17 protein-coding genes are annotated in these 17,038 nt (G+C 69.6%); 12 read left to right on the forward strand and 5 right to left on the reverse strand.

The window, feature by feature from the left end; translation table 11 throughout:
- The first annotated feature begins 32 nt into the window (after positions 1 to 32).
- From MKW14_RS20990 to MKW14_RS21015, 6 genes are all read left to right on the forward strand, one after another.
- Positions 33 to 1,823: an ABC transporter substrate-binding protein gene (locus tag MKW14_RS20990; protein ID WP_240864487.1), complete on the forward strand. Its 1,791-nt coding sequence runs from the start codon at positions 33 to 35 to the stop codon at positions 1,821 to 1,823.
- Between the two features lie 111 nt (positions 1,824 to 1,934).
- The gene (locus tag MKW14_RS20995; protein WP_240864489.1) at positions 1,935 to 2,933 is read left to right on the forward strand and encodes an ABC transporter permease; all 999 of its coding nucleotides are present in this window, start codon (positions 1,935 to 1,937) and stop codon (positions 2,931 to 2,933) included.
- Positions 2,930 to 4,027: an ABC transporter ATP-binding protein gene (locus MKW14_RS21000; protein ID WP_240864491.1), complete on the forward strand. Its 1,098-nt coding sequence runs from the start codon at positions 2,930 to 2,932 to the stop codon at positions 4,025 to 4,027. Before MKW14_RS20995 ends, MKW14_RS21000 begins: the two co-directional genes overlap by 4 nt.
- 14 nt (positions 4,028 to 4,041) lie before the next feature.
- A complete protein-coding gene (locus MKW14_RS21005; RefSeq protein ID WP_240864493.1) occupies positions 4,042 to 5,283 on the forward strand; it encodes an ABC transporter ATP-binding protein in 1,242 nt (413 codons plus the stop codon).
- 190 nt (positions 5,284 to 5,473) lie between these two features.
- Complete coding sequence (locus MKW14_RS21010) at positions 5,474 to 6,865, forward strand: M1 family metallopeptidase (RefSeq protein ID WP_240864494.1); 1,392 nt, start codon at positions 5,474 to 5,476, stop codon at positions 6,863 to 6,865.
- Positions 6,866 to 6,907: 42 nt separating this feature from the next.
- Positions 6,908 to 7,564, forward strand: coding sequence for a trimeric intracellular cation channel family protein (locus tag MKW14_RS21015; protein WP_133046674.1), 657 nt, complete (start codon positions 6,908 to 6,910; stop codon positions 7,562 to 7,564).
- Here MKW14_RS21015 and MKW14_RS21020 read toward each other — a convergent pair.
- Positions 7,473 to 8,696, reverse strand: coding sequence for an alpha/beta hydrolase (locus tag MKW14_RS21020; protein ID WP_240864496.1), 1,224 nt, complete (start codon positions 8,694 to 8,696; stop codon positions 7,473 to 7,475). The genes MKW14_RS21015 and MKW14_RS21020 overlap by 92 nt on opposite strands.
- A 155-nt stretch (positions 8,697 to 8,851) precedes the next feature.
- Between MKW14_RS21020 and MKW14_RS21025 the strand changes: the two genes are divergently transcribed.
- Positions 8,852 to 9,712: a thioesterase family protein gene (locus tag MKW14_RS21025; protein ID WP_240864498.1), complete on the forward strand. Its 861-nt coding sequence runs from the start codon at positions 8,852 to 8,854 to the stop codon at positions 9,710 to 9,712.
- A gap of 7 nt (positions 9,713 to 9,719) precedes the next feature.
- On the opposite strand, the gene MKW14_RS21030 is transcribed toward MKW14_RS21025, so the two are convergent.
- Positions 9,720 to 10,307 carry a TIGR03086 family metal-binding protein gene (locus MKW14_RS21030; protein ID WP_240864501.1) on the reverse strand — a complete coding sequence of 196 codons (588 nt, stop codon included), beginning with the start codon at positions 10,305 to 10,307 and terminating at the stop codon, positions 9,720 to 9,722.
- A gap of 117 nt (positions 10,308 to 10,424) precedes the next feature.
- On the opposite strand from MKW14_RS21030, the gene MKW14_RS21035 reads away from it, so the two are divergent.
- Both MKW14_RS21035 and MKW14_RS21040 read left to right on the forward strand, forming a co-directional pair.
- Positions 10,425 to 11,402: a helix-turn-helix transcriptional regulator gene (locus MKW14_RS21035; RefSeq protein WP_240864503.1), complete on the forward strand. Its 978-nt coding sequence runs from the start codon at positions 10,425 to 10,427 to the stop codon at positions 11,400 to 11,402.
- A gap of 140 nt (positions 11,403 to 11,542) precedes the next feature.
- Positions 11,543 to 11,953, forward strand: coding sequence for a hypothetical protein (locus MKW14_RS21040; RefSeq protein WP_240864505.1), 411 nt, complete (start codon positions 11,543 to 11,545; stop codon positions 11,951 to 11,953).
- A gap of 79 nt (positions 11,954 to 12,032) precedes the next feature.
- Here the strand turns inward: MKW14_RS21040 and MKW14_RS21045 are convergent, their stop codons facing one another.
- Positions 12,033 to 12,659: a TetR family transcriptional regulator gene (locus MKW14_RS21045; protein WP_240864507.1), complete on the reverse strand. Its 627-nt coding sequence runs from the start codon at positions 12,657 to 12,659 to the stop codon at positions 12,033 to 12,035.
- Between the two features lie 144 nt (positions 12,660 to 12,803).
- Here MKW14_RS21045 and MKW14_RS21050 point away from each other — a divergent pair, with 144 nt between their 5' ends.
- The 3 genes from MKW14_RS21050 to MKW14_RS21060 all read left to right on the forward strand — a co-directional run bounded on the left by MKW14_RS21050 (position 12,804) and on the right by MKW14_RS21060 (position 14,560).
- Positions 12,804 to 12,974: a hypothetical protein gene (locus tag MKW14_RS21050; protein WP_165954994.1), complete on the forward strand. Its 171-nt coding sequence runs from the start codon at positions 12,804 to 12,806 to the stop codon at positions 12,972 to 12,974.
- A gap of 36 nt (positions 12,975 to 13,010) precedes the next feature.
- Positions 13,011 to 13,289, forward strand: a complete 279-nt coding sequence (locus tag MKW14_RS21055) for a DUF4190 domain-containing protein (protein WP_240864509.1) — start codon at positions 13,011 to 13,013, stop codon at positions 13,287 to 13,289.
- Between the two features lie 107 nt (positions 13,290 to 13,396).
- The gene (locus MKW14_RS21060; RefSeq protein WP_240864510.1) at positions 13,397 to 14,560 is read left to right on the forward strand and encodes a cysteine desulfurase family protein; all 1,164 of its coding nucleotides are present in this window, start codon (positions 13,397 to 13,399) and stop codon (positions 14,558 to 14,560) included.
- Positions 14,561 to 14,579: 19 nt separating this feature from the next.
- Here the strand turns inward: MKW14_RS21060 and MKW14_RS21065 are convergent, their stop codons facing one another.
- Both MKW14_RS21065 and MKW14_RS21070 read right to left on the reverse strand, forming a co-directional pair.
- Positions 14,580 to 16,133: a multicopper oxidase family protein gene (locus MKW14_RS21065; RefSeq protein ID WP_240864512.1), complete on the reverse strand. Its 1,554-nt coding sequence runs from the start codon at positions 16,131 to 16,133 to the stop codon at positions 14,580 to 14,582.
- Positions 16,134 to 16,337: 204 nt separating this feature from the next.
- A complete protein-coding gene (locus MKW14_RS21070) occupies positions 16,338 to 17,006 on the reverse strand; it encodes an N-acetylmuramoyl-L-alanine amidase (protein ID WP_240864514.1) in 669 nt (222 codons plus the stop codon).
- Positions 17,007 to 17,038: the final 32 nt, after the last annotated feature.

A 17,038-nucleotide genomic window follows, 5' to 3' on the forward strand; every position in this document is an offset into this window, starting at 1 on the left:
GGTCTCTCATCAAATCCGGAGGATCCGAGATCGTGACTACCCAACGCACCTCAGGGCGGCGCAAGCAGGCGTTGGCCGCTGCTGCCGCGGTCGCCGGGCTGCTGACCTTGGCAGCGTGCGGCGGCGGCAACGACAACGGGGGTTCGTCGTCCGGCGCCGCCGGCTTCGACGCCGCGAACAACAAGGTCGCCCAGGCCGATCAGGTCAAGAAGGGCGGCACCCTGAAGTTCGTCAGCACCCAGGACGCCGACTTCTGGGACACCACGCGCGGCTACTACGGCTTCATGTGGGACTTCGCGCGCTACTACAGCCGTCAGCTGCTGACGTACAAGACCGCGCCGGGTGCCGAGGGCGCCAAGCTCACCCCGGACCTCGCCACGGGCATGCCCGAGGTCGCCGACGGCGGCAAGACCTACACGTTCCACCTGCGGGACGGCATCACGTGGGAGGACGGCAAGCCGATCACCTCCCAGGACGTCAAGTACGGCATCGAGCGCGTGTGGGCGCAGGACGTGCTGTCCGGCGGTCCGATCTACATCCAGCAGATGCTCGACCCGAACAACACCTACAAGGGTCCCTACAAGGACACCTCGAAGGACAAGCTCGGTCTGAAGGCGATCACCACGCCCGACGCGAAGACGATCGTCTTCCACCTGCCGAAGCCGAACTCGGACTTCGAAGAGGTGCTGGCGATGGTCTCGGCGTCCCCGGTCCGCCAGGACAAGGACACCAAGGCCAAGTACACGCTGCACCCCTTCTCCTCCGGCCCGTACAAGTTCCAGTCGTACAGCCCGGGCAAGGGTCTGGTCCTGGTCCGCAACACCAACTGGAAGGCGTCCTCGGACCCGGTCCGCAAGGCGTACCCGGACAAGATCACGCTGGACATCTCGTCCAACCAGAACGACTCCGACCAGCGTCTGATCAACGGCGACTACGACATCGACGCCAGCCAGACGGGCCTCGGCCCGCAGGCGCGCCAGATCGCTCTGAAGCAGCACAAGGGCAACCTGGACAACCCGGTCTCCGGCTTCATCCGCTACGCGGTCTTCCCGCAGACGGTCAAGCCGTTCGACAACATCCACTGCCGCAAGGCCGTCATCTACGCGGCCGACCACGTGTCGATCCAGACCGCGCGCGGTGGCCCGATCGCCGGTGGCGACATCGGCACCAACATGCTCCCGCCGTCCGTCGCGGGTGGCGAGGGCCAGAAGTACGACCCGTACCAGATCGCCGGCGCCAACAAGAACGGCAACGTCAACCTGGCCAAGCAGGAGCTCAAGGCCTGCGGTAAGCCGAACGGCTTCAGCACCACCATCGCCGTACGCAACAACAAGGCGCAGGAGGTGGCCACGGCCACGTCCCTGCAGGCGTCGCTGAAGAAGGCCGGCATCAACGCCGACATCTACCAGTACGACGGTTCGCAGAGCTCCGGCATCATCGGCGCCCCCGCGAACGTGGCGAAGAAGAAGCTCGGCATCATCATCATGGGCTGGGGTCCGGACTTCCCGACCGTCCAGGGCTACGGCCTGCCGCTGTGGGACAGCCACTACATCCTGCAGAGCGGTAACAACAACTACGCCATGATCAAGGACAAGACGATCGACGGCCTGTTCGACCAGTACACCGCCACGCAGGACGAGGCGCAGAAGACGTCGATCGCCACGCAGATCAACCACAAGGTGAGCGAGGGCGCGTACTACCTGCCCTTCACCTTCGAGCGGCTGCTGAACTTCCGTTCCTCGCGCGTCGGCAACGTCTACACGTCGAACGCGTACAGCGGCTACTACGACTTCGTCAACCTCGGTCTGAAGTCCACGAAGTAAACCCGGCACACCCGCCGAACGGCACGAAAGGCAGGTGAAGGCCGGCGCGGCGGGACCGTGGGCCACCGGAAGACCTCCGGCGGCCCGCGGTCCTGCGGCGGGCCGTTAGCTGTGCTCGCTTACCTCATCAGGCGGCTCTTCGCCGCCGCAGTGATGCTGGTGGTCATCATCCTGGTGGTCTTCTGCATCTTCTTCCTCGTCCCCAAGTGGGCGGGCGTGGACATCGCCTCAAGCTTCGTGGGCAAGCAGGCCGACCCCGCGTCGGTGGCAGCGGTGCGCGAGAAGCTGGGACTGAGCGACCCGATCTTCGTTCAGGTCTGGCACTTCTTCAAGGGCATCTTCGTGGGCCGCACCTACGCGGCCGGCGGCGATGTCACCCACTGCGCCGCGCCCTGCTTCGGCTACTCCTTCCGTACCGAGCAGGACGTCTGGCCCGTGCTCACCGACCGCTTCCCGGTGACCCTGGGTCTGGCGCTCGGTGCCGCGGTGCTGTGGCTGGTCTTCGGTGTCGCGGCCGGTGTGCTCTCCGCCCTCAAGCGGGGCAGCCTGTGGGACCGCGGAGCGATGGTCATCGCGCTCAGCGGCGTCTCCCTCCCGATCTACTTCACGGGTCTGCTGTCGCTCGCGATCTTCAGCTACGGCCTCGGCTGGATCGACGGCAAGTACGTGCCCCTCACCGACAGCTTCTCCGGCTGGCTGGGCGGCATGATCCTGCCGTGGGTCACTCTCGCCTTCCTGTACGCGGCGATGTACGCCCGGATCACCCGCGCCACCATGCTGGAGATCCTCGGCGAGGACTACATCCGCACGGCGCGCGCGAAGGGCCTCAAGGAGCAGGTCGTCATCGGCAAGCACGCCATGCGCTCCACGATGACCCCCATCCTGACCATGCTCGGCATGGACCTCGGCGCCCTCATCGGCGGCGCGATCCTGACCGAGACGACGTTCAGCCTGCCCGGCCTCGGCCAGGCGGTGCTCAACGCCATCAAGACCCAGGACCTGCCCATCATTCTGGGCGTCACCCTGATCACTTCTCTCGCGGTGCTGATCGCCAACCTCGTGGTCGACGTCCTGTACGCCGTGATCGACCCCCGAGTGAGGCTCACATGACCGAGCTGAGCAAGAGCGGAGCGGCCGTGGGCGAGCCCACGAGCACCTCCCCCGCCCCGACGTCCTTCCTGGAAGTGCGCGACCTGAAGGTGCACTTCCCGACCGACGACGGACTGGTGAAGTCCGTCGACGGGCTCTCCTTCACGCTGGAGAAGGGCAAGACCCTCGGCATCGTGGGCGAGTCGGGCTCCGGCAAGTCGGTGACCTCGCTCGGCATCATGGGCCTGCACACCGCCGGCCAGTACGGCAAGCGCAAGGCGCGGATATCCGGTGAGATCTGGCTGGACGGCACCGAGCTGCTGTCCGCCGACCCCGACGAGGTCCGCAAGCTGCGCGGGCGCGAGATGTCGATGATCTTCCAGGATCCGCTGTCCGCGCTGCACCCGTACTACACGATCGGCCAGCAGATCGTGGAGGCGTACCGCATCCACCACGACGTCGACAAGAAGACCGCGAAGAAGCGCGCGGTCGAGATGCTCGACCGGGTGGGCATCCCGCAGCCCGACAAGCGGGTGGACAACTATCCGCACGAGTTCTCCGGCGGTATGCGCCAGCGCGCGATGATCGCGATGTCGTTGGTGAACAACCCCGAGCTGCTGATCGCGGACGAGCCGACGACCGCCCTGGACGTGACCGTCCAGGCGCAGATCCTCGACCTGATCCGGGACCTGCAGAAGGAGTTCGGCTCCGCGGTCATCATCATCACCCACGACCTGGGCGTCGTCGCCGAGCTGGCCGACGACATCCTGGTGATGTACGGCGGCCGCTGTGTGGAGCGGGGACCGGCGGACAAGGTGTTCTACGAGCCCCGCCACCCCTACACCTGGGGTCTGCTCGGCTCGATGCCGCGTCTGGACCGTGAGCAGCAGGAGCGTCTGATCCCGGTCAAGGGATCCCCGCCCTCGTTGATCAACATCCCGTCCGGCTGCGCCTTCAACCCGCGCTGCCCGTACGCCGACGTCCCCAAGGACAATGTCACCCGCACGGTCCGCCCCGAGCTGGCCGAGGTCGGCAGCCGGCACTGGGCCGCCTGCCACATGACGCAGGAGCAGCGGGAGCGTATCTGGACCGAAGAGATTGCGCCGAAGCTGTGAGCGAGGACAAAGCCGTGACCACTCCCGCGAAGAGCGACGGTGCCACCCTCACCAAGGACGCCGCCCCCGGCGAGACCCTGCTGAAGGTGACGGGGCTGCAGAAGCACTTCCCGATCAAGAAGGGTCTGCTGCAGCGCCAGGTCGGCGCCGTCCACGCCGTCGACGGCCTCGACTTCGAGGTACGGGCCGGTGAGACCCTCGGTGTCGTGGGCGAGTCCGGCTGCGGCAAGTCGACCATGGGCCGGCTCATCACCCGGCTGCTGGAACCGACCGGCGGCAAGGTCGAGTTCGAGGGCAAGGACATCACGCACCTCGGCGTCGGCGGCATGCGCCCGCTGCGCCGCGACGTGCAGATGATCTTCCAGGACCCGTACTCCTCGCTGAACCCGCGCCACACCATCGGCACGATCATCGGCGCCCCCTTCAAGCTCCAGGGCGTCACGCCCGAGGGCGGCATCAAGAAGGAGGTGCAGCGGCTGCTGTCGGTGGTCGGTCTCAACCCCGAGCACTACAACCGCTATCCGCACGAGTTCTCCGGCGGTCAGCGCCAGCGCATCGGCATCGCCCGCGCGCTCGCCCTGAACCCGAAGCTGGTCGTGGCGGACGAGCCGGTCTCCGCGCTGGACGTGTCGATCCAGGCCCAGGTCGTCAACCTGCTGGACGACCTCCAGCAGGAGCTGGGCCTGACGTACGTGATCATCGCGCACGACCTCTCGGTGGTCCGGCACGTCTCGGACCGGATCGCGGTGATGTACCTCGGCAAGATCGTCGAGCTGGCCGACCGCGAGTCGCTGTACAGGGCGCCGATGCACCCGTACACCAAGGCGCTGATGTCGGCGGTGCCGATCCCGGACCCGCGGCGCAAGAGCGCCAAGAGCGAGCGGATCCTGCTCAAGGGCGACGTGCCCTCGCCGATCTCCCCGCCGAGCGGCTGCCGCTTCCACACCCGGTGCTGGAAGGCGACGGAGATCTGCAAGACCACCGAGCCGAAGCTCACCGAGCTGAAGCCCGGCCAGCAGGTCGCCTGCCACCACCCGGAGAACTTCGAGGACCAGGCTCCGCAGGACACGGTCCTGCTGACCATGGCCAAGGAGGCGGCCGAACTGGTCGCCGACGAGGTCCTCGCGGAGTCGGCGGAGACGTCGGCGGCGGTGGCGGCGGAGGTCGCGGAGACCCCCGAGGCCCCGGAGGCCCCCGCGATCCAGGAAGCCGCTGAGAGCACCGAGGCCGCCGAGCCGGAGACCGGCGAGAAGTAGGCCGAACTCGTCCACGCGAAGGCCTCGGCAGTCCGAACGGACTGCCGAGGCCTTCGCGTGTCCCGGCTGGAACAGGAGTCAACCGGTGAGTAGCGCATGACGAGTTGGCAAAGTCGTGTACATGACTGGATGGGGGGAGGCAGGGTCGGCGTATCCGGCTGAATCGGACCACGCACCGAAGGGACGACCCATGGCCTTCTCCCGTTCGGCACGTTTAGGGGCCCTCGCGACAGCGGCGGCCTCCTTCCTCGTCATCGCCGCCTCGCCCGCCCCGACCCCGGGCGCTCCCGGCATCGGCGACACCTACTTCCCGAACCTCGGCAACGGCGGCTTCGACGCCCGGCACTACGACCTCGACGTGGCGTACAACCCGGACACCGACCGCCTCGACGGCCGTACGACCCTCACCGCCCGCGCGACCCGGACCCTCTCGTCCTTCGATCTCGACCTGCAGAAACTGGAGGTCACCCGGGTCGAAGTGAACGGCAGACGCGCCGCGTTCACCCGCGACGGCGACGAACTGCGCATCAGGCCCAAGGGAGTTCTCCCCAAGGGACGCACCTTCACGGTCACCGTCACCTACGGCGGCGTACCCGAACCCCTCAGCGGACCCATCGTGTTCGGCTCCGACTACGGCTGGATGAAGACCCCCGACGGCGTCTTCGTCGCCTGCGAGCCCAACGCCGCCTCCACCTGGTTCCCGTCCAGCGACCACCCCTCCGACAAGGCCACCTACGACATCCGCATCAAGGCCCCCAAGGGCCTGACCGGAGTCTCCAACGGCCGGCTGGTCTCGACGTACGACAAGGGCGGCTCGACCTACGCCCACTGGCGCGAGAGCAGGCCGATGGCGACCTACCTCGCGACCGCCACGATCGGGAAGTTCGACGTGAAGACCGGCCGGACCCCGTCCGGCATCCCGATCTACGTCGCCATCGACCCGGTGCTCGCGAACAGCAACAGCGTCGACGTGTACGCCGTCACGGCCGCCGCCACCGACTACTGGTCGCAGGTCTTCGGGCCCTACCCCTTCGAGGAGACCGGCGCGATCGTCGACGACATGCCCGAGGCCGGGTTCTCGCTGGAGGTGCAGAGCAAGCCGGCGTACTCGGCCGTGCGCAACGAGACCACGATCGTGCACGAGCTGGCCCACCAGTGGTTCGGCGACTCGGTGTCGGTGGAGCGCTGGAAGGACATCTGGCTCAACGAGGGCTTCGCCACCTACGCCCAGTGGCTGTGGGCCGAGCACCAGGGCACCCGTAGCGCCCATGACTCGTTCCTGGCCGCCTACAACTCGCGCCCGGCCGACAACGCCTTCTGGCAGACCGTCGTCGCCGACCCGCAGCGCGACACCATGTTCGCCTCCGCGGTCTACCAGCGGGGCGCGATGACCCTCCAGGCGCTGCGCGAGCGCATCGGCGACAAGGCGTTCTTCCGGCTGCTGCCGACCTGGACGAAGCTCCACCGGTACGGCAACGCGAACACCGCCCAGTTCATCGCGCTCGCCGAGAAGGTCTCCGGACAGAAGCTGGACGACCTGTTCCAGAAGTGGCTCTACACCCCGGGCAAACCGGCCCTGTAGGCGCCCCTGAACCGGAAAACGCGCCCCCAGTAAGAATGTGGGGTGCTCCAGCAACTGTTCAGCCCCTCCGTCCAGCACACGCTCGATCTCGTCGGCATCTTCGTGTTCGCCATCTCCGGCGCGCTGCTGGCCGTCCGCAAGAACTTCGACGTGTTCGGCATCGCCGTGCTGGCCGAGGTCACCGCACTGGGCGGAGGGCTGTTCAGGGACCTGGTCATCGGCGCGGTGCCGCCCGCCGCCTTCACCGACCTCGGCTACTTCGTCACCCCGCTGCTCGCCGCCCTGCTGGTGTTCTTCCTGCACCCGCAGGTGGAGCGCATCCAGGTCGGGGTGAACGTCTTCGACGCGGCCGGCCTCGGCCTGTTCTGCGTGGCCGGCACGACCAAGGCGTACGAGTACGGGCTGGGCCTCACCGCGTCCGCCTGCCTGGGCCTGGCCACCGCCGTCGGCGGCGGAGTGCTCAGGGACGTACTCGCCAACGAGGTGCCGTCGCTGCTGCGCTGGGACCGCGACCTGTACGCGGTCCCGGCGATGGTCGGCGCCACCATGGTCGTGCTCTGCATCCGCTACGACGTCCTCGGTCCCCTCACCAGTGGACTGGCCGCGCTCACGGCTTTCGTCCTACGCCTGCTCGCGATGCGGTTCCACTGGCGAGCGCCGCGTGCGTGGAACCGCCGGTCGACGGTTCGCGAGGAGTAGTGCCCTTCAGGCCCGCCTTGTGCTGGCCCATCTCCAGCGACAGCCAGCGGAACGCCGGGACGACCTGCGGCCGCCACAGCGCCATGTTGTGGCCGCCGGCGCTCTTCGGGATGAAGACGACGTGCACGGTCGTCGGTGCCTTCGCGATCTGTTCGAGGCCGACGGCGGCCTCGTAGCCGTCGCGCGGCTGGCCGGACATGTACAGCGCGATCCGGGGCGGGGTGAGCTGCTTCTTCAGCAGCAGGTAGGGGTTGTTCTCGGCCCGGACCGTGGGGTTCTGGGCGGCGAGCGAGTTGCGTTCGCCGATCGGGTCGTTGTAGCCGGAGAAGCTTATCGCCCCCATGTAGCGGTCGGGGTGCGCCACGGCCAGCTTCACCGCGCAGTGACCGCCCGCCGAGTACCCGGCGGTCGCCCAGCCCCGGGGCGCGGGCTCCGCGCGGAAGTTGTCCATGACCATCTTCGGCACGTCGATGCTGAGCCAGCTGTCGGCGTTGACCGTGCCCGGGATGTTCGCGCAGCCGGTGTCGATGCTCGCCAGCAGGTTGGTGCGGGGCGCCACCAGGATGAACGGGGCGACCTGGCCGCTCTTCATCAGCGGCTCCAGCTGACGGATGACGTGCAGCGAGCCGAACCAGGCCTTCGCCGAACCCGGATAGCCGGGCAGCAGCTCCACGACCGGGAACTTGTGGTTCTTGTACTTCGCCTCGCCGTACTGCGGCGGAGTCCATACGTAGACCTCGGCGTTCACGCCGGAGACGCGGCCCTTGAGCTGGGTCTCGCGCACCCCCTTCATGCCGGGGCCGCTGGCGGCGGTGAAGTCCTGCTTCACCTTGGGCAACCGCTTCAGCGCTATGCCGCCGGTGCCGTCGGCGCCGAGGTTGGCGGCCTGCTGCACATGGTTGCCGGTGCCGAGCAGGTCGGCCCAGTTGTCGTACAGGCTGTTGGCGTTGTTGACGAGGACGAAGACCAGCGCGACCGCCGTCCCCTGCGCGAACAGCAGCATCAGCATCCGGGCCGCGGCGCGCAGGGCTTTTGGCCCGCGTAGCCGCGACCACAGGACAAGAGGCAGTATCAGGGCGACCGCGAACAGCACGATCAGTGTGTAGAGGAACGGAGTCCCGGTGAGGCTCATGTCCCAATAGAGGGAGACGAGGGGTTCCGGGTTTCGGACAGGATCGGACACTTACCAAGAAATTGCCGGAGCCTCACCCAGGAGGCGAGGTGCGCGTCATCCAGCCGTAACGCTGCAAGCTACCGCTTAGTAGTTTCTCGTTGTACCGTTCAGCCATGCCAGAAGGAGCTTCCGCACCCGCCGCCCGGGCCACCGTCGGCGACAGCGAGTTCGACCGCGACACCGCGCTCACCCGGCGTGCCGACGGGGTCTACGACATCGACCTCTCGGCCGGCTGGACCATCGTCAACGCCGTCAACGGCGGCTATCTGCTGGCCGTCCTGGGCCGTGCCCTCGCGGACGCCCTGCCGCACTCCGACCCGTTCACGATCTCGGCCCACTACCTGACCGCCTCCCAGCCGGGCCCGGCCGTGGTCCGCACGGAGGTGGTCCGCACCGGCCGCACCCTCTCCACCGGCCAGGCCTCCCTCGTCCAGTACGACGAGGACGGAGGCGAGGTCGAACGCATCCGTGTCCTCGCCTCCTACGGCGACCTCGGCGCCCTCCCCGACGACGTCCGTACGACGGCCCGGCCGCCCGCGATCCCGCCGATCGAGGAGTGCTTCGGCCCCACCGACGGCCCCGCCCCGATCACCGGCAGCTCCGCCATCACGGACCGTCTGATGATCAAGCTGGACCCCGCCACCCTCGGCTGGGCGGTCGGCGCGCCCTCCGGCAAGGGCGAGATGCGCGCCTGGTTCGGCCTGGCGGACGGCCGTGACGCCGACCCGCTCTCCCTCCTGCTGGCGGTGGACGCGCTGCCGCCCACCGCCTTCGAACTCGGCCTGAAGGGCTGGGTCCCCACGGTCGAGCTCACCGCCCACGTGCGCTGCCGCCCCGCGCCCGGCCCGCTCCGTGTCTCCGTCACCACCCGCAACCTCGCCGGCGGCTTCCTGGAGGAGGACGCCGAGGTCTGGGACAGCGCCGACCGCCTGGTCGCCCAGTCCCGCCAGCTCGCGCGCGTCAGGCTGGGATAGGCGGGGCTCAGGCCCGGACGAGCGGTTCGCGCCCGAGCCAGGCCGCCAACCGCCCGTAGGCGTCGGCTCCTTCGGGGGCCGGCACCACCGAGGCGAAGGGCGTGTCCGCGTCGCGCTCCGGGTCCGGCAGGACGCGACGGGCGACGGCGAGGGCGAACTCGGCCGGCTCCGGGTCGAGTTCATACGGCCGGCCGAGGGACTCCCACAGGTCCCAGGTGTGCGTGACCAGCTCCATGACGTAGCCGGAGAGGGCGGCGCGTCCCGGGACCTCGCCCCACGGCACGCGGACCGGCGCCTCCAGACGGGCGTCGTCCTCCCAGGCCTTGAGGACACGGACGCGCACTTCCTCGTAGGCGGCCGGCCACTCGTCGTCGCCGACTCCTTCCGCGAAGGGGTGGACGGCGAGGCCGTCGCCGCCCTCGCCGACGACCGCGATCCGCAGGGTGCCGCCGACCATGTGGCTCAGCAGGGTGCGGACGTCGAACTCGGCGCACGGGGTGGGGGAGTCGAGCTGGTCCGCCCGTACGGCCGCGATGAGCGCGGCCGCCTGCTCGGTGGCGCGGGCGTAGACGGGGCGGGGGTCGATGGCGTTCATGGCCGGCCTCTCTGTGGTGTCCGTCCGGTGCTTTCCGGTGCTCGAAGACTCCGCCCTTAACCTGACAGTTTCCGTCAACATTTGCGACGGGATCGCCCGCGGCGCGATTCTGGTGCCGTGAAGTCCGACCGCCTGCTGTCGATCCTGCTGCTCCTGCAGACCCGCGGCCGTGTCCCCGCGCGCGAACTCGCCGAACGGCTGGAGGTGTCGGTGCGCACCATCTACCGGGACGTGGAGGCGCTGTCGGCCTCCGGGGTGCCGGTCTACGCCGAGCGCGGACGGCACGGCGGGATCGAGCTGCTCGCCGGGTTCCGCACGGACGTGACGGGACTGACCGCCGACGAGTCGCGGGCGCTGTTCATCCTGGCCGCGCAGGGCGCGCACGCCGCGCTGGGGCTGGACGCGGCCCTCGGCTCGGCGCTGCGCAAGGTCATGGCCGCGCTCCCGGCGCCACACCGCCCGGCCGCCGAGGTGACCTCCCGCCGCATCCTGGTCGACGCCACCCGCTGGAAGGGCGGCCCGCAGGGGCCCGTCGACCTCGACGTCCTGCAGGATGCCGTCTTCGCCGACCGGCGGCTGCGGCTGCGCTACCGGCACAGCGGCGAGCGGGAGCCGCGGACGTACACCGTCGACCCCTACGGGCTCGTCTCGAAGGCGGGCGTCTGGTACCTGGTCGCCGACCGCGGTGCGAAGCCGCGGCTCTTCCGCGCCGACCGGGTGCGCTCGGCCGCGGTCCTGGAGGAGCCGGTGAAGCGCCGTCCGGGCGTCGAACTCGCGGACGTCTGGCAGGAGTTGCGCCGCCAGGTGGAGGAGCGGCCGGGCGGCCTCGACGTCACGGTGCGCGTCCGGCGCGGCCGGCTGGACATGTTCCTGCGCCTGAACGCCTCCCATCTCGCCGAACTCCCGGACACCGACGGCGAGGGGGAGTGGGTGACCGTACGGCTGTCGTACGGGGTCGTGCCCGAGGCGCGTCAGCTGCTCCAGTTCGCCGACCACGTCGAGGTGCTCGAGCCGCCGGAGGTGCGCGCGGAGGTGGCGGCAGCAGCTGCTTCTGTCACGGAGCTGTACCAGCGGGCAGTCCGGGTCGACTGGTGAAATAGCAGGTCAGCGCGGTGACTTGAGGTCCACTTTACCTGAGTCACAGGCCGGGGACAGGCAGCCCCCAAGGAAGCCCAATGCCCCGTTGGTTGAGTGCCGCTCTCAAGGCACCCTCATCTTCCTTGGAGTTGTTCCTCATGAAGCGTGTGCGTCTCGTCCCCGCGGTGGCCCTGCTGGCGCTCTCGCCCCTGGTCCTGGCGGCCTGCGGCTCGAGCGGCTCCTCGTCGTCCTCCGGCACCGGCAACTCCGGGAAGCAGCAGGCGTGTTCGACGCCCTCGGGGATGCCCACCGGCAACGCCTCGGGCCGGCCGAGCGGTGCCCCCTCGGGCGCCCCGACGGGCAACGCGACGGCCCGGCCGACCGGCACTCCCAGCGGGATGCCGAGCGGCGCGCCCGGCGGCGGTCAGGGTGCCCAGGGTGGCGGTCAGGGCGGCCCGGGCGGCGGCGGGACGGGCGGTTGCGGGGGCGGCCAGGGCGGTCCCGGCGGCGGTGCCGCGCCGAGCGGCGCCCCGAGCGGCCAGCCGACGGCGGCGGCCACCAAGAGCTGACCCGGCACGCCGTACGACAGGGGCGGCACTCCCGGTGAACGGGGGTGCCGCCCCTGCGCGTTGTCCGATCCGGAACGGCTCAATCCAGCCAGTGGTGGCGTCCGATGCTGATGAGCCGCATCTGCCGGGTGGCGACCTGCTCGACGTGCTCGCGGTCCTCCTCGGTGGCCTCCATCGCCTCCAGGAAGAGGGAGGCGGTGATCAGCATCTGGTCCACGTAGAGATGGGCCAGCATCAGCAGGTCGTCGTCGCTCCAGCCTTCGGACTCCGCGTCCTTGGCGAGTTCGGCCCGCACCTCCTCGGCGAACCGGGCGAGTTGGTCCCGTATCGCCTCGCGCACCGGCTGGACTCCGCCATGTCGCTCGCGGGCGATGAAGCGGACATGCGCGGGGTACTCGCTCACATGACCGGCGATCAACTCGACGGCGCGTTGGATCCGTTGGTCACTGTCGTCGGTGGTGGCCACCGTCGTCCTGATCATCGGGTGCAGGCTGCCCAGCGCCTCCTCGACCAGGGCCACGCCGAGATCCGCGATGGAGCGGAAGTGCCGGTAGAAGGCGGTCGGGGCGACGCCGACCGCGCGGGTGACCTCGCGCAGGCCCAGGCTGCTCAGGCTCTGCTCCTCCAGCAGACCGAGGGCCGCGTCGAGGAGCGCCTGCCGGGTCTTCTGCTTCTGCGCCTGCCGGATGCCGAGGGTGTGACTCATGTCATCCAGTTAACAACTGTTCTCTGGATTTGGAAAGCCGTGAGACGCGCTAGACTCTGGAGTCAGTGAACAACTGTAACCACAACTGTTCACCGAAATGTAACGAGAGGCGTCCCCGAGGCGTCTCGAAGGGGGTTCCATCCCATGCTGTTCCTCGTCGCCGCCCTGCTGCTGTTCGGCGCCGTCCTGGGCACCGTGGCCCACGCGCCGTTCGCCTTCACCCTCGTCGCCGCCGCCGTCATCGCCGCCTGGCTCGGCATCTTCGCGCTCCGTGAGCGGCACGGCCGTCGCCGCCACACCACCACCAGCCACTGACCCACCACCGCCACGACCGCCGGGAGCTGACCCGTCATGCAACTCACCGCCCGCGCCACCGACCGCCCCGACGCCGCCCCGACCCGCCGCGACGCCGACGGCATGGCCGTGGCCTCCTTCATCCTGGGCCTCGTCGGCCTGCTCGTCCTGAACGTCTTCCTCGGCCCGATCGCGATCATCCTGGCCACGGCCGCCCTCTGGCGCGGCACCACCCGCCGGGGCCGCGCCTTCCTCGGTCTGGGCCTGGGCGTCGCCGACCTCGTCGTCCTGGTCGCCTTCATGCAGGCGGACAGCACGATCTCCTGGAGCTTCTGAACCCGGGGCAAGGAACTTCTGAGGCCGGGGCAAGGAGCTTCTGAGGCCGGGGCAAGCCGTACACGGCTGAGGCCCGACGGAGCGGGCCCCGTAGAATCGTGCGCACCATGGCATACCTCGACCACGCCGCGACCACCCCGATGCTCCCGGAGGCAGTCGAGGCACTCAGCGCGCACCTGAGCGTCACCGGCAACGCCTCCTCCCTGCACGCGTCCGGCCGCCGCGCGAGGCGCACCGTCGAGGAAGCCCGCGAGACGCTCGCGGACGCGCTCGGCGCCCGTCCCAGCGAGGTCGTCCTCACCTCCGGCGGCACCGAGGCCGACAACCTCGCGGTGAAGGGCCTGTACTGGTCCCGCCGCGACGCCGACCCCCGCCGCACCCGGGTCCTCGCCAGCCCCGTCGAGCACCACGCCGTCCTCGACGCCGTCCACTGGCTCGGCGAGCACGAGGGCGCGACCGTGGAGTACCTCCCGGTCGACCGCTACGGACGCGTCCACCCCGAGGCCCTGCGCGAGGCGCTCGCGAAGAACCCCGACGACGTCGCCCTGGCCACCGTGATGTGGGCCAACAACGAGATCGGCACCGTCTTCCCGGTCCGCGAACTCGCCGACGTCGCCCAGGAGTTCGGCGTCCCGCTGCACGCCGACGCGGTGCAGGCCTTCGGGCAGGTCCCCGTCGACTTCGCCGCCTCCGGGCTCGCCGCGATGACCGTCTCCGGCCACAAGGTCGGCGGCCCCTACGGCATCGGCGCCCTGGTCCTCGGCCGCGAGTACACCCCCGTACCGGTCCTGCACGGCGGCGGCCAGGAGCGGCACGTCCGCTCCGGCACCCTGGACGTCCCCGCGATCGCCTCCTTCGCGGTCGCCGGCCGTCTCGCCGCCGAGCAGCGCGAGTGGTTCGCCCGCGAGATCGGCGCCCTGCGCGACAGCCTGGTCGAGGCGGTCCGTACGGCCGTCCCGGACGCGATCCTCGGCGGCGATCCCGTCGACCGGCTTCCCGCCAACGCCCACTTCACCTTCCCCGGCTGCGAGGGCGACTCCCTGCTGCTGCTCCTGGACGCCCAGGGCATCGAGTGCTCCACCGGCTCCGCCTGCACCGCCGGCGTCGCCCAGCCCAGCCATGTCCTGCTCGCCACGGGCACCGACCCGGACCTGGCCCGCGGCACCCTGCGCTTCTCCCTCGGCCACACCTCCACGGAGGCGGATGTCGAGGCGGTCGCCAAGGCGATCGGCCCGGCGGTCGAGCGCGCTCGAGCCGCCGGGCTCACCTAGCTCGCCGGAGGGTGCTGCGCTAACTCTCCGTCACCATCAGGGACGCCATCATGCCCTCGTCCTCGTGCTGCAGCAGATGGCAGTGGAGCATGTACATGTAGGTGTCGTCGGTGAAGTCAGTGAACTCCATCGCGATCTCGATGGATCCGCCGCCGACCACCTCGTAGGTGTCGAACCAGCCGAGGTCCACGCCGGTCGGATCCTCGCCGTTGATGGAGATCAACTGGTAGGGCACGTCGTGCAGATGGAACGAGTGCTCCAGCTGGGTGCTGTTCTTGATCGTCCAGATCTCCTTGGCGCCCAGCGTGGTGCTGATCATCGCCATGGACGACATGCTCGTCCCCGCCGACCCGTTGATCGTCATGGTCGTGCCGCTCTGGCCGAGCGTGATGGTCCGGGCGGTGAAGTCGCTGGTGTCGTACCGGGTGATCGTGTTGAGGGAACTCGGCAGGTCGTCCGGGGTGTCCGTGCCCGACGCGGTGATCGCGAGCACGTCGTAGGTACCGCTGCCGCCGCGCACCCAGCCGGTGGTGACGACGGCCTGGAGCGTGACCGCGTCCGACAGGTCCAGCACGAACTCCGCGCGGGCCCCCGCCACCAGCCGGATGCTGGTCACCTCGGTGGCCGCGGTGAGATAACCCTGGTCGGTGGCGATCTGGTTGAGCGTGCCGCCGTCGCTGCGCTGGATGGTGACGATGTCCGACGGCGAGGCGTTCAGACAGCGGAACCGGGTGCGGGTCTTGGTCGCCGTGAAGGTGAGCGTGGTGTCGTCGACGTTGGTGCCGTTCAGCAGCAGCGGGAAGCTCAGCCCGCTGCTCAGGTAGCCGGTGAGGTTGTACTTGATGTCGCCGCTGCTGTCGGCGGCCAGGCTCTGGAAGATCAGCGGGATGTCGTCGGTGCCGTAGGTGCTGGGGAGGTCGGAGGAGGCGGTGGAGTCGTCCTCCACGATGATCATGCCGGCCAGGCCGTGCACCGCCTGCTTCGCCGTGGTGCCCAGGGCGTGCGGGTGGTACCAGAGCGTCTTGCCCTCGTCCTTGACGGTGAAGGTGGGGGACCAGGTGGTGCCGTCCGCGAAGGCGACCTGCGGGCCGCCGTCCATCTTGGCCGGGACGTGGGCGCCGTGGAAGTGGACGGTGGTGTCCTCGCCCAGGCTGTTGGTGATGTTGAGCAGGACCGTGTCCCCGCTGGTCCACTTCATGGTCGGACCGAGGAACGACTGGTTGTAGCCCATCGTGTCGCTGGTGACCCCGGACACCACCTCGGCGGTGCCGGTCCTCGCCTCCAGCGTGAAAGTGGTCGTGCTGCCGGAGGTGGTGCCCTCCAGGAGGTCCGGAACGGTCAGGGTGGCGGTGTTGGTGGCGGCGCTCGCCCTGTTCCTGCCCGCCTCGGTCAGCAGGGAGAAGGCGCCACCGGCGCCCGCGACCGCCCCGAGGGCGACCCCGGCCATGCCGCCGAGGAACCTGCGCCGGTGCACACCCTTGCCCCCGGAGGTGCGGGTGGTCTTGGTGTGCCTGGACTTGCTGCTGCTGCCCGTGTCGCTGGTGCGCTCATCGGGCTCGGTGATGTCAGCCATGGACCGGGATGGTCGACGTGAGTTCTGTGTGAGGACTGGGTCGAACCTAGGAGCGGGCCGGGTGGGCTGTGCGGCCGCCGTGAAGGGATCGTTCGCTCAACTCCGTTGAAGAAGAGTCGAGTTGGCGTGCCGCAGGTCACCTCCGCCGTGGGGGACGCATCGGACACACGAAGCACGGAGGGTACGCACAGGGTCACGATTGCGTCACCGAGGCGGGGTCTGTCCGGCCCGTCGGACGAGCCCCATGTACCGCTCCCAGTCCCAGTACGGCCCCGGGTCGGTGTGGTCCGTCCCCGGCACCTCCACATGCCCGATGACATGGTCCCGGTCGACGGGTATGCCGTACCGCCGGCATATCCCCGCGGTCAGCCGTGCCGAGGAGGCGTACATCGCGTCCGTGAACGACGACCTCCGCTCCACGAAGCCCACGTGCTCGATGCCGACGCTGCGTTCGTTGTACTCCCGGTTGCCCGCGTGGAAGGCCACGTCCAGCTCGCGGATCATCTGGGTGACCTGCCCGTCCGCGCGGACGATGTAGTGGGCCGCGGCCTGGTGGCCCGGGTCCGCGAAGGCCTTGACCGCGCTCGTGTAACCGCCCTGGGTGACATGGACGACCACCCGGTCGATCGCGTAGTCGTCCGGCCGGTCCGCCCGCCGGTAGTTCGCCGGTGAGGCCGCGATCCACCGCGCGCCCCGGAAGTCCACCGCGCCCGCCACCCGCGGCCGCTCCACCCCCGGCAGCCGCCACCACAGATGGGACAGCTCCTCGCGGGCCAGCGCGGCCGTGCCCACGGCGGCCACCGCCCCGCCGACGATCAGCGCACGGCGCCCCAGCCGCCGGTCGGCGTCCGCGCCCTTCGCCCGGTCCCCCATGTGATCGCCCTTCCCGTCCCCCTGTGATCGTC

The sequence above is a fragment of the Streptomyces gilvus genome (genome assembly GCF_022513565.1).
In the GTDB taxonomy this organism is placed as follows: domain Bacteria; phylum Actinomycetota; class Actinomycetes; order Streptomycetales; family Streptomycetaceae; genus Streptomyces; species Streptomyces gilvus.

Bases quoted from the DNA above. Each gene is read 5' to 3' on its own strand.
- MKW14_RS21070 (WP_240864514.1), bottom strand. From the start codon at position 17,006: ATGGGGGACCGGGCGAAGGGCGCGGACGCCGACCGGCGGCTGGGGCGC.
- MKW14_RS21055 (WP_240864509.1), top strand. From the start codon at position 13,011: ATGCAACTCACCGCCCGCGCCACCGACCGCCCCGACGCCGCCCCGACC.
- MKW14_RS21025 (WP_240864498.1), top strand. From the start codon at position 8,852: ATGCCAGAAGGAGCTTCCGCACCCGCCGCCCGGGCCACCGTCGGCGAC.
- MKW14_RS21030 (WP_240864501.1), bottom strand. From the start codon at position 10,307: ATGAACGCCATCGACCCCCGCCCCGTCTACGCCCGCGCCACCGAGCAG.
- MKW14_RS21010 (WP_240864494.1), top strand. From the start codon at position 5,474: ATGGCCTTCTCCCGTTCGGCACGTTTAGGGGCCCTCGCGACAGCGGCG.
- MKW14_RS21050 (WP_165954994.1), top strand. From the start codon at position 12,804: ATGCTGTTCCTCGTCGCCGCCCTGCTGCTGTTCGGCGCCGTCCTGGGC.
- MKW14_RS21000 (WP_240864491.1), top strand. From the start codon at position 2,930: ATGACCGAGCTGAGCAAGAGCGGAGCGGCCGTGGGCGAGCCCACGAGC.
- MKW14_RS21045 (WP_240864507.1), bottom strand. From the start codon at position 12,659: ATGAGTCACACCCTCGGCATCCGGCAGGCGCAGAAGCAGAAGACCCGG.
- MKW14_RS21060 (WP_240864510.1), top strand. From the start codon at position 13,397: ATGGCATACCTCGACCACGCCGCGACCACCCCGATGCTCCCGGAGGCA.
- MKW14_RS21020 (WP_240864496.1), bottom strand. From the start codon at position 8,696: ATGAGCCTCACCGGGACTCCGTTCCTCTACACACTGATCGTGCTGTTC.
- MKW14_RS21040 (WP_240864505.1), top strand. From the start codon at position 11,543: ATGAAGCGTGTGCGTCTCGTCCCCGCGGTGGCCCTGCTGGCGCTCTCG.
- MKW14_RS21065 (WP_240864512.1), bottom strand. From the start codon at position 16,133: ATGGCTGACATCACCGAGCCCGATGAGCGCACCAGCGACACGGGCAGC.